The organism is Mesorhizobium sp. B2-4-14 (assembly GCF_006442155.1).
Classification (GTDB): domain Bacteria; phylum Pseudomonadota; class Alphaproteobacteria; order Rhizobiales; family Rhizobiaceae; genus Mesorhizobium.
Map to the genome: position 1 here is coordinate 1 of NZ_VFVA01000028.1, position 11486 is coordinate 11486.

Below are 11486 nucleotides of genomic sequence, written 5' to 3' on the forward strand. Positions count from 1 at the left end.
CTTCAAGCCCCATCTGCCGCCCGGCCAATACGTCCCTTGACACCCCTCCGAAGCAGATGTGTGCGCACGCTAGCCCCGTATAGGGACGGGGAGAAGGGGACTGGCCGCATCCCTGGCACCTGTCCCGCAACGTCGGTAATTGGCGAAATCCGCGATGACGGCGCCCCTCTCCCCGTCCCTATACGGGGAGAGGATGCCGGCAGGCAGGTGAGGGGCAGCGCTGACGTTGAGCCTCAAGCGATCACCTTGGACAAAGTCATTGGAGCAATCTGCGAAGGATTGACGAAGCAAACCCATGCACTATGCCTTCCCCTCCGCGCCTGTCATCAAGAGACCGAGCCGGACTATGGTCGCCTCGGCGCTGTCCAGCGTGCCGACGATGCGGCCCTCATACATCACCGCGATGCGGTCGCAAAGCACGAGCAATTCTTCCAGATCCTCGCCAATCACGATGATGCCGCAGCCCTTGGCCCGCATGGCGAGGAACTTTTCATGGATAAAGCGGGCAGCGCCGATGTCGAGGCCGCGCGTCGGCTGCGAGACAACAAGCACTTTCGGATCGAAGGCGAGTTCACGCGCCAGCAGTGCCTTCTGCAGGTTGCCGCCGGACAGTGCGCCTGCTCGCGTCATCGGCCCGGGGCAGCGTATGTCATACGCCTTGATCTGCGCCTCGGCGAAGGCGCGGATCGCGTCGGGCTTGAGCAGGCCCTTGCTGCTGAACGCCGATGTGCCGATGCGCGGCAGCACCATGGAATCGGCCAGCGGCAGGTTGGTGACCAGGCCGGTTGTCATACGGTCTTCCGGGATGCGGCCGAGACCGAGTGCCTGTACCTCGCGCGGGGTGAAGCGCGCCACTTGTTTGCCGGCTATGGTCATCCGCCCGGCCTCGGGCGAAATCATACCGGAGATCACCTCCGCCAGCGCCCGCTGGCCATTGCCGGAGACGCCGGCGATGCCGAGGATTTCGCCAGCGCCGACGGCAAGCGATACGCCGCGCAGCACCGTGCCCGAATGCTTCGAGGTGAAGATGCCGTCGAGGGTGAGTACCGCTTCGCCCGGCGTCGATGATCCCCTTGCCGGCGGCACGATCTCATGGCCGCACATCAGTTGCGCCATTGCCGCGGACGTCGTGTTGGCCGGATCGTCGACACGGCCGGCGACGCGGCCATGCCGCAGCACCGTGCAGCGATGGGTGAGCGCCCGCACCTCGTTCAGCTTGTGCGAGATGAAGATGATGCCGAGCCCCTGTGCCGCCATCGAGCGCAACGCTGAAAACAATCCGTCGACCTCGCTCGGCGCCAGCACGGCGGTTGGCTCGTCGAGGATCAAAAGCTTGGCGCCGCGAAACAGCGCCTTGACGATTTCCAGCCGCTGCTGCTCGCCGACCGACAGCGCCGAGACCGGCACGTCGGGATCGAGCGTCAGCCCATGCTGCCGGCCGATCTCGGCCAGCCGCGCCAGCCCGCCGACACGGTCGATCCGTCCCGACTTGCCGGGAATGCCGATGAGCAGGTTCTCCAGGACGGTTAGCCGTGGCGCGAGGTGAAAATGCTGGTGCACCATGCCGATGCCCGCGGCCAGCGCGTCCGCCGAACTGGTGATCCGCACCGGCTGGCCCTGGATCAGTATCTCGCCGGCATCGGGCGCATAGGCGCCGAACAGCACATTCATCAGCGTCGTCTTGCCGGCGCCGTTCTCGCCCAGCAGCCCAAGGATCTCGCCCGGCGCGACGCTGAGGTCGACAGCCTCGTTCGCCTTCACCGCGCCGAAGCTCTTGGTGATGCCGCGCATTTCGATGAGTGGGGCAGGCAAGGTTTTCTTCCTTTGAAATGGCTTGGCGTGGCTCTTCACCCACCCCCTTGTGGGGAGGGTCGGCTTGCGATCGCAGCGCAGCGAAGATCGCGAGACGGGGTGGGGGTGCGCCCTACGAGACCCCCACCCCGATCCGCTTTGCGGATCGACCCTCCCCACAAGGGGGAGGGTGAAATATCAATCCGAAACCGGCGTGTTCTCGTCCACATCGACGCGGAAATTGCCTTCCAGGATGTCGGCCTTCTTTTTCTCGACCAGGTCCTTGACGTCGGCGGGCAGCGTCTTGTCGAATTTGTGGAAAGGCGCCAGATACGAGCCGCCCTTGGCCATGCGCGAGAAATCGCCATAATCCTGCGCCGTATAGACTCCGGCCTTGACCAGTTTGATCGCCTGCTCGACCGTCGGGTACATGTCCCAGACCGGGCCGGTGATGACCGTATCGGGACCGAGGCTCGACTGGTCGGACATGTTGGAGATGGCGAACACCTTCTTCTCCACCGCTGCTTCGATGACGCCGAACCGTTCGGCATAGATGACATCGGCGCCGGCATCGATCTGTGCGACCGCCGCCTCCTTGGCCTTGGGCGGATCGAAGAAGGAGCCGATGAAGGCGACCTTCTTCTTGACGTTCGGATTGACCTCCTTGGCGCCGGCGAAGAAGGCGTTGACCAGCCGGTTCACCTCCGGAATGCCCATCGCCGCCACGGCGCCGACCGTGCCCGACTTCGACATCTTGCCGGCGATCATGCCGGAGAGATAGGCCGGCTCATGGATCCAGTTGTCGAACACACCGAAATTGGGCTCGGCAGGGCCTGCGCCGGAGCCGAACAGGAAGGCCGTCTTTGGGAACTGCTTGGCCGTGCGGCGCGATTCGCGCTCGGCGGCGAAGGCATCGCCCAGCACCAGTTCGTATCCGCCTTGCGCATATTCGCGCATGACGCGGCTGAAATCGGCGGTCTGCACCTTCTCCGACCATTTGTATTCGATGCCCAGTTCCTTCTCGGCCTTCTGCAGGGCGACATGGATCTGGTTGTCCCATGGCTCCTCGATAGGCGTGGCGAAGATCGCAGCCACTTTCAGCTTCTTGTCCTTGGCGAAGGCCGCGCCCGGCAGCATCGCCGCCGCCAGGCCAAGCGCGCCCAATTCCAGCACGTTGCGCCGCGACAGCCCGTCGCGTGCCGATTGAGATTTATTCTTCCGGTTATCCATTGCAGTCCCCTCTGTTCGACAGCCGTGTCGAGCCGGCTGTTCTAAAAATCAGACGGGGAACTATGGAACGGGTCCGGACTTTTGTCCACATGGTCAAATTTGACGGACGCGATCCGGGCACTCTGCTGGCCTGGCCGGGAAATGTGGCCGATCAGACCCGTTCGAGCGCGATGGCGATGCCCTGGCCGACGCCGATGCACATGGTGGCGAGTGCATAGCGCCCGCCACGCTCGCGAAGCTCCAGCGCCGCGGTGCCGGATATGCGGGCGCCCGACATCCCAAGCGGATGGCCGAGCGCGATGGCGCCGCCATTCGGGTTGACGTGCCCGGCGTCCTCGGCGATGCCGAGTTGGCGCAGCACGGCGATGCCTTGCGAGGCAAAGGCTTCGTTGAGTTCGATGACATCGAACTGTTGTGGCGTCAGGCCGAGCCGCGCGCACAGTTTCTGCGTCGCCGGCGCCGGACCAATGCCCATGATGCGCGGCGCGACGCCGGCGGCGGCTCCGCCCAGGACGCGGGCGATCGGCGTCAGGCCGTATTTCTTCGCAGCGGCTTCCGAGGCAACGATCAGCGCCGCGGCCCCGTCATTGACACCCGACGCATTGCCGGCAGTCACTGTCCCGCCTTGCCGGAATGGTGTCGGCAATTTGGCCAGCGCCTCGATTGTTGTTCCGGCTCGGGGATGCTCGTCTTTCGAGACGACAATCGCATCGCCCTTGCGCTGCGGGATTGTCACGGGCGTGATTTCCCTGGCCAGCCGGCCATTGGCCTGCGCGGCGATGGCCTTGTCCTGGCTGCGCACGGCGAAGGCATCCTGATCGGCGCGCGAGACGGCAAAATCCTCGGCGACGTTCTCGCCCGTCTCGGGCATCGAATCGACGCCATACTGCTTCTTCATCAGCGGATTGACGAAGCGCCAGCCGATGGTGGTGTCGTAAATCTCGGCATTGCGCGAGAACGCCGCGTCGGCCTTGGGCATGACGAAGGGCGCGCGGCTCATGGATTCGACGCCGCCGGCGATCATCAATTCCGCCTCGCCGGCCTTGATGGCGCGCGCCGCGATGGTCAGCGCATCCATGCCGGAACCGCACAGGCGATTGACGGTCGAGCCCGGAATTTCCTTGGGCAGACCGGCCAAAAGCAGCGCCATGCGCGCCACGTTGCGGTTGTCCTCGCCGGCCTGGTTGGCGCAGCCATAGACGACATCGTCGACCGCTTGCCAGTCAATACTCGCATTTCGCTCGAGCAAAGCCTTCAGCGGTATCGCGCCGAGATCGTCGGCACGCATCGATGACAGCGAGCCGCCGAAACGGCCGATCGGCGTGCGGATATAGTCGCAGATATAGGCCTCGGCCATGTCATGCAGCCTTTGCTTTTCCGGTTCCCTTATGCGCCGCCTTGGTGCGGGCCTGCAGGTCGCGCAATGTGTTGAGTTCGAGATCGCTTGGCGCCGGCGTCTCGTCAAGCGCGTCGGCGAACCTGACGACCCAGCCACAGGTCTCCTGCACCTGCTGGCGTGTGACGCCGGGATGCAGCGACACGACCGTGAATTCCTTGGTCACCGGGTCTGGTTTCCAGATCGCAAGGTCGGTGATCAGCAAAGTGGGCCCGGCCGTCTCGATGCCGAGCCGCTGGCGATGATCACCGCCCTCGCCGTGGCCGAAGGAGGTAAAGAAGTCGATCTTTTCGACCATTCCACGCCTTGTCTGCGCCATGGTGATGTAGATCTCCTTCGACGAGGTCGCGATCTCCGGCGCGCCGCCGCCGCCGGGAAGCCGGGTCTTGGGGTGGAAATAGTCGCCGATGACCGTGGTGTTGATGTTGCCGAACTTGTCGAGTTGGGCAGCCCCGAGGAAACCGATCGAGATGCGGCCACCCTGGAGCCAGTAGCGGAACATTTCCGGCACCGCGACGGTGGTGACCGCGGTTTCGGACAGTTCGCCGTCGCCGATCGACAGCGGCAGCACGTCAGGCGCGGTGCCGATCGTGCCGCTTTCATAGATCAGCGTGATGTCGGGCGCATGCGTCAGCCTCGCCACGTTGCAAGCGGCGGAGGGCGCACCGATGCCGACGAAACAGACATCGTCGTTCTTCAACACGCGGCTGGCGGCGATCGTCATCATCTCGTTGGGAGTGAAACCCCGTTCGCTCATGCCGCTCTCCTTAGATGCTCGACGCGGGCTGCGAAATCACCGGCGCTCTTGCCGATGACGTTCGCCTGCATCCACGCCTGGAACCTGCCACGGTCCGCGGCGATCTCGTCCCATTCGAGATAGGCGGCATTGTCGCGCGCATAATAGCCATGGGCGTAGGAGGGGTGCGAGCCGCCGGGAACGATCGAGATCGCCGCGATCGTCCAGCGCGGCAGCACGGTCAGGTTAGGGTGCAGATCGTCGAAATTGTCGACCACTTCCTCCACCGTCACCACCGCGCGCCTGGCCGCCAGCACAGCTTCCTTCTGAATACCGATGATGCCCTCGACCAGCACATTGCCTTTCTTGTCGGCCTTCTGCGCATGGATGAAGGTGACGTCGGGCCGGATCGAAGGCACCGCCGCCAGCACCTCGCCGGTGAACGGACAGGTGACCGACTTGATGTTCGGATTGACATCGGCCAGCCCGGCGCCGCGATAGCCGCGAAACACCGCGCAGGGCAGGCCAGCGGCCCCTGCCTCATAGGCGTTGGCCATGCCGGCATGGCTGTGTTCCTCGATCTCGATCGACCTGGGAAAGCCATTCTCGATCGAATCGCGGGCACGCCGCAGCAGGCCGACGCCGGGGTTGCCGATATAGGAGAAGATGATTTTCTTCGCCATGCCCATGCCGATCATCTGGTCGTAGATCAGGTCCGGCGTCATGCGGATCAGGGTCAGGTCGCGAAACCCCTGGCGGATCGCCTCATGCGCCGCCGCCGTCGGGATCAGATGGGTGAAGCCTTCGAAGGCGACGGAATCACCATTATTGAGGTTCTCGGCCACCGCCTTTTTGAGCGGCAGGAACTTGACCATCGCCAGGGCTCCAATCCCGAAAGTTCGCATTGCGAACATATGTATTGTATGTGATACTTTCTAGGCTGACCGGAGCCCCGAGTCAATCCGGGCGGACGGCAGCCTTTGGTATGGAGGTCAGATGGACGAAGGGGCTGCTTCGCGTGATCACGTCGGCTCGCTTGAACGCGGCCTCGCCGTCATGGAGATCCTCGCCCGCCACCCTTCGGGCATGACGCTGACCGAAATGGCGGAGGAAGCCGGCCTGACCCGGGCTGGCGCCAGGCGATTCCTGCTGACCTTGGTCGCGACCGGCTATGCCACACAGGCTGGCCGCGTGTTTTCGCTGTCGCCACGTCTGCTGACGGTTGCGCGCACCTGGCTCGGCGGCGCCTCGCTGTGGAGCTTCGCGGCCCCCATCATGCGCGCGGTGGCGGCGCAGCTGAACGAAGCCTGTTCGGCGGCGATCCTCTCGGGCGAGGATGTCGTCTACGTCGCCCGTATTCCTGGCCGCCGCATCCTCAGCGTCTCGCTGGATGTCGGCACCAGGCTGCCGGCCTATTGCACCTCGATGGGGCGCATGCTGCTCGCCGGGCTGACATCTGAAGAATTGGACACCTTTCTCAGCCGCGCGGCGATCGAGAGAAGAACGGCCAAGACGATCATCGACAGGCCCCTGCTGGCGAAGGCCATCGCCAAAGCGAGGAAGGACGGCTTCGCCATCGTCGACGAGGAGTTGGAACTCGGCCTGCGCTCCATCGCCGTGCCGATCCGCGACCGCTCGGGAAACACGGTCGCGGCCATCAATGTGTCGACACAGTCGGCGCGGTTCTCGGTTGCCGAGATGGAACGGGAAATCCTGCCCGCGCTGCTTGGGGCCAGGCAGCGCATCGAGGATTTCTTTGTGGTTTAGGAAAGTCTTGTTGACCTTCCCAACATCGGCGGGACAGCGCCCCCCACTGCCCTGCCGGGCATCTCCCCCACTTGGGGGGAGATCGGACGTCAAGCCGGCTTTCGCCAATCTCCAACGTCGCAGGAGAAGGCGAATCGATGAAACTGCCAATCTCCCTCCTTGTGGGGGAGATGTCCGGCAGGACAGCGGGGGGGGGCTGTCCCGCCGACCTCTCCTCAAAATGGCGACGCTAAGCGACCTCAGTGCTTGATCCTATCCCGCGCGTACCACAACATCCCGAGCACATAGAGCGGGCCGCGCAGCGCCGTACCACCCGGGAACGGCATCGGCGTGAGCGTCGAGAACAGGTCAAGCCGCGAGGCGTCGCCGGTGATCGCTTCGGCGAGCAGCTTGCCCGACAGCGTCGACAGGATGACGCCCTTCCCGGAATAGCCATGCGCGAAATAGACCTCGCCATAGTGCCCGACATGCGGCAGGCGCGATGTCGTCACCGACACCAGCCCGCCCCAGGCATGATCGATGCGGCAGCCCTTGAGCTGCGGGAAGGTGCCTTCCATGTGCGGCCGCACGAAGCCGGCAATGTCGGCCGGCGGCGACGGCGTGTAGCGCTCGCCGCCGCCGAACAGCAGACGGCCATCCGCCGACATGCGGTAATAGTTGACGACGAAGCGCGTGTCGGACACCGCGACGTTGGCCGGGATGACGTTGCGCTTGCCTTCCAGCGGCTCGGTGGCGACGATGTAGTTTCCGACCGGCATGATGCGGCTGTTGACGCGCGGCTCCAGCCCGTGAAGCAAGGCGTCGCCCGCCAGCACGACATGTTTTGCGCGTACCGATCCCTTTGCTGTCGAGACCCGTATGGAAGGCTCGCGCTCCAGCCGCGTGGCCACCGAATTCTCGTGGATGGTGACACCGGCTGCGACCGCCGCGCGGGCGAGGCCCAACGTGTAATTCAAGGGATGCATGTGGCCGCCAAGCGGCTCGTACATCGCGCCATGATAGGGCGTGTCGACCTTGGCCCGGGCTTCCGCCGCCGACAATATCTCGACGTCGCGGAATTTCATCACGCTTTCGAGGCAGCTGGCCTCCTCCTCCAGATCCCTGAGGTCGGAGCCGTTGACCGCGCCGACCAGATGACCGGTCAGCCTGAGGTCGCAATCGATGGCGTTGCGCTCGATGATGTCGAGCACCAGCCCACGCGCCTCGAAAGCGAGGTCGAACAGCACCTTCGCCCGCTCGGGCCCGTAGAGTTTGACCAGGCCCTTGGCGCCCTTGCGCAGGCCGGGGATCATCTGGCCGCCATTGCGCCCCGACGCCCCCCAGCCGATCTTGCCGCCTTCGAGCAGCATCACTTTCAGGCCGCGCTCGGCGGCGTGAAGGGCGGCGGACAGGCCGGTGCAGCCGCCGCCGACGACGACCAGGTCGGCGTCGACATCGCCCACGAGCGCTGCATGATCCGGCGCCGGATTGGCGGTGGCGACATAGTAGGATTTGCCGATATCGAGACCGGAATTGAAACCCGTCGAAGATGCCATGATCACACCTTCAACAGCAGGTGGTCGCGTTCCCAGCTCGTCACCACGCTCTGGAACAGGTCGAGCTCGACGCTCTTGACGCGCAGATAGGTCTGGAAGAAATCCTCGCCGAGCAGCGTCCGCACCGGCTCGCAAGCCGTGAAGCGGTCGAGCGCCTCCTCCATGGTCTTCGGCAGCGTGCTCTTGATCTTGTAGGCATTGCCCGACGCCTCGGCCGAGCGCGCCAGTTTCTGTTCGACGCCGAGATAGCCGGCGAGCAGCGAACCGGCGATCGCCAGATAGGGATTGCAATCCGCGCCCGGCAGGCGGTTCTCGACTCGCCGCGCGGCACGGCCACCGGCGGGCACGCGCAAGCCGCAGGAGCGGTTGTCATGCGACCACTCGATGTTGGCTGGCGCGCTGTGGTTCGGCCGGATGCGGCGATACGAATTCACGTTCGGCGCGAACAGCGGCATGATTTCGGGGACATATTTCTGCAGCCCGCCGATGAAGTGTCCGAACATCTCGGTGTCGGCGTCATCGGTGCCGGCAAACAGCGCGTTGCCAACCTCGTCGACGATCGACATGTGCAGGTGCATCGAGCTTCCTGCCTGCGCGGCGATCGGCTTGGCCATGAAGGTGGCGTGCATGCCGCATTGCTGCGCGGCCTGGCGCGTCAGCCGCTTGAACAGCAGCACCTGGTCGGCCAGCGGCAGCGCGTCGCCATGCAGCAGGTTGATCTCCAGCTGCGCCGTGCCCGATTCGTGGATCAGCGTGTCGAGCGGCAGCCCGGCGGCCGCGGCATAGTCATAGACGCGCCTGATCACCGGCTCGAACTCCTCGAGTGCCGCCATGTCATAGGGGTGCTGCACGCCCTCGGCGCGGCCATTGGCGCCGACCGGGGCGGTCAGCGGTTTGTCCGGATCGGGATTGGGCGCGGTGAGGTAGAATTCAAGCTCCGGCGCCACGACGGCCCGCCAGCCACGCTGCCGGTAGAGGTCGAGCACGGCCCGCAGCACATGGCGCGGCGAGGCCATCCATGGCCTCCCATCCATGTGGAAGGCGTCGGCGAAGACATAGGCCTTGCCAGGCCCGGCGCCGGGCGCCAGGCACAGCGTCGAGACATCGGGCACCATGCGCATGTCCGGGTCCGAATAGGCGAAACCCTCGTCGATCGAGCCGGAATAGCGGCCGTCGATGCTGACCAGGAAGGCGCTGCTCGGCAGATAGAGCGCGCGGTCCTCCAGCGCCTTCAGGAATTTCGCCGTCGGCAGCGCCTTGCCGCGCAGCACGCCGTTCATGTCGGGCACCAGGCATTCGACTTCATTGATGCCATGCTGCGCCAGCCAGGCCTTGGGATCGTTGCCGCCGGAGAGCGAGGTGTTGGTGTTCTTGTCAAGCATTTCGTTCAATTCCGTATCAGAGAGAGTATGGCTTGCGCGGCCAAATCCGTTCCGGGTTCCAGCGCCATCCGGGCTGCATTGTCCCTCAGGGGCGCGCATGGCGTCGTCGGCCAGCAGGCCGACAATGGCTCTCTCCATACTCCTTCTGTCCAGCCGTCACGGCCGATATGGTCGCCGACGCCGGTCTCTCCGGCGCGCCACGCATTGTCATGGCCGTCCCTGCAATAGAGCATGATCAGCGACGGCATGCCGAAGCGTAGCGCCTCGCAAAAGCGCGCGCCCCGCGCACGCAACGACCGCGCAATGCCGACGCAATTCAACGCCGCGCCGAAACTGGCTTCGGGAAACAGCGCGATGGTCGGACTGGCTTTGCGCGTCAATTATTTCCTCTTCAATCGGGCCGGCTGATCATGCCGAACAGCGCGGGGGCGCCGCGGCTGGCCGCTTGCGATCGCTGGCTGCGGGAGAGCCGCAGGTGGATACGAAGCAGATCGGCAGCCACCTCATACTGCCGGTTTTCGAGATGGTCGAGTATGTTCAGGTGTTCGCGCAAAGATTGCTTCAGGCGGAACACATTGACCCCGGCATAATGCCCGGCAGCCGGCGCAACCTTAGATGATCCGACAGCGCATCGGTGAGGAAACGATTGGCACAGCCCTCGGCGATCATGCCGTGAAAATCGATGTCCAGCCGCTGGAATTCGCGCATCGAACGCGGCGTCCGGCAGCGCGGCCTGCGCCTCCACGCCCTGGCGCAACGCCACGGCCCGCATCCCGTCCAGCCGGAAGCCGGGCGTCAGGATTACCCCGGCGCCCGGTCGAGCAGATCCTCCTCCGTCGGTCTGTTAATCCCCTGATCGACAATTGCGCGCTACCCTTCGGCGGCTGGAAAGCATCCGGACTCGGCCATGAACTCGGCCGCCAGGGCTGGATGCCTTCCGCCGCTCGAAGATGGTGATCGAGCACAAGCCGGCGATCCAGGAATGGTGGTATCCCTATCCCGACAGCTGGCTCCGCGCGACCGGCGGCCGCAAGCACGTCCAGGCCACACCGGCTTTCCTTTCGAAGGCAAGCAACAGGAACCTCGGCCAGCGAGGATGGTTGTTCCCTTGAATGGTCGGCGCGGCAGGCGGTCTTCGGGAGCGACGAGATGGACGGCAGGATTGAAACGGGCGCCTGTTTTTGCGGGGCAATTGCCGCCGAGATGCAAGGCGAGCCGTTCTGGGTCTGCTCCGACCATGACGACGATTGCCGCCGGGCAATCGGCAGCCCATTGACCGTATGGGTTGGCTACCGTCCGCATCAGGTGCGGCTCACTCGTGGCCGGCCGAAGGAATTCTCCAAGACCAAGGGCATTGTGCGAACATTCTGCGGAGATTGCGGCACGTCGATCGCTTATCGCGACGAAGGGCTGAGCGACGAACTCTACGTCACGATAGGCTTTTTCGACCATCCGGAGCGGTTCAGTCCGCAAGCGCACGCCTATTGGCGCCTGAGACTGCCTTGGGTGGAATTCTCGGACGACCTGCCGCGTATCGATACCTATTCGCGGCCACGCGATCCCGCGTTCGGAAATCCTGCCGACCGTAAATAGGTGTCCTTTTACGCCTGGATCGCTTCGATCAAAGCGCGCGAGACGCAAGCAATAGG

10 protein-coding genes and 2 pseudogenes are annotated in these 11486 nt (G+C 64.5%); 3 read left to right on the top strand and 9 right to left on the bottom strand.

The features are described from left to right. Positions 1-300 precede the first annotated feature (300 nt). The 5 genes from FJ938_RS21540 to FJ938_RS21560 form a co-directional block, all read right to left on the bottom strand. Positions 301-1812: an ABC transporter ATP-binding protein gene (locus FJ938_RS21540; protein ID WP_140697187.1), complete on the bottom strand. Its 1512-nt coding sequence runs from the start codon at positions 1810-1812 to the stop codon at positions 301-303. 177 nt (positions 1813-1989) lie between these two features. Beyond that, the gene (locus FJ938_RS21545) at positions 1990-3021 is read right to left on the bottom strand and encodes a BMP family protein (protein WP_140697190.1); all 1032 of its coding nucleotides are present in this window, start codon (positions 3019-3021) and stop codon (positions 1990-1992) included. A 151-nt stretch (positions 3022-3172) separates the two neighbouring features. Further along, positions 3173-4378 (bottom strand): 3-oxoadipyl-CoA thiolase, encoded by a 1206-nt coding sequence (gene pcaF, locus FJ938_RS21550; RefSeq protein WP_140613522.1) that lies wholly within the window; start codon positions 4376-4378, stop codon positions 3173-3175. Between the two features lies 1 nt (position 4379). Then, a complete protein-coding gene (locus tag FJ938_RS21555) occupies positions 4380-5174 on the bottom strand; it encodes a CoA-transferase subunit beta (protein ID WP_140613523.1) in 795 nt (264 codons plus the stop codon). Next, entirely contained in the window at positions 5171-6028 is an 858-nt protein-coding gene (locus tag FJ938_RS21560; protein WP_140613524.1) for a CoA transferase subunit A, read from the bottom strand. The genes FJ938_RS21555 and FJ938_RS21560 overlap by 4 nt, the downstream gene beginning before the upstream one ends. Positions 6029-6149: 121 nt before the next feature. Here FJ938_RS21560 and FJ938_RS21565 point away from each other — a divergent pair, with 121 nt between their 5' ends. After that, positions 6150-6920, top strand: a complete 771-nt coding sequence (locus FJ938_RS21565) for an IclR family transcriptional regulator C-terminal domain-containing protein (RefSeq protein ID WP_140697193.1) — start codon at positions 6150-6152, stop codon at positions 6918-6920. 239 nt (positions 6921-7159) lie between these two features. Here the strand turns inward: FJ938_RS21565 and FJ938_RS21575 are convergent, their stop codons facing one another. The 4 genes and pseudogenes from FJ938_RS21575 to FJ938_RS21590 form a co-directional block, all read right to left on the bottom strand. Beyond that, positions 7160-8455: an FAD-binding oxidoreductase gene (locus FJ938_RS21575; protein ID WP_181169152.1), complete on the bottom strand. Its 1296-nt coding sequence runs from the start codon at positions 8453-8455 to the stop codon at positions 7160-7162. A gap of 2 nt (positions 8456-8457) precedes the next feature. Next, positions 8458-9837 (bottom strand): glutamine synthetase family protein, encoded by a 1380-nt coding sequence (locus FJ938_RS21580; RefSeq protein ID WP_140612533.1) that lies wholly within the window; start codon positions 9835-9837, stop codon positions 8458-8460. A 5-nt stretch (positions 9838-9842) separates the two neighbouring features. Then, a pseudogene (locus FJ938_RS21585) lies at positions 9843-10109 on the bottom strand (glycosyl transferase family 1); the annotation flags it as partial. A gap of 119 nt (positions 10110-10228) precedes the next feature. After that, entirely contained in the window at positions 10229-10600 is a 372-nt protein-coding gene (locus FJ938_RS21590) for a hypothetical protein (RefSeq protein ID WP_246673451.1), read from the bottom strand. Between the two features lie 83 nt (positions 10601-10683). Between FJ938_RS21590 and FJ938_RS30045 the strand changes: the two are divergent. Together FJ938_RS30045 and FJ938_RS21600 are read left to right on the top strand one after the other, a co-directional pair. Then, a pseudogene (locus FJ938_RS30045) lies at positions 10684-10877 on the top strand (aldehyde dehydrogenase); the annotation flags it as partial. A gap of 109 nt (positions 10878-10986) precedes the next feature. Further along, the gene (locus tag FJ938_RS21600) at positions 10987-11430 is read left to right on the top strand and encodes a GFA family protein (protein WP_140697196.1); all 444 of its coding nucleotides are present in this window, start codon (positions 10987-10989) and stop codon (positions 11428-11430) included. The last annotated feature ends 56 nt before the right edge of the window (positions 11431-11486 follow it).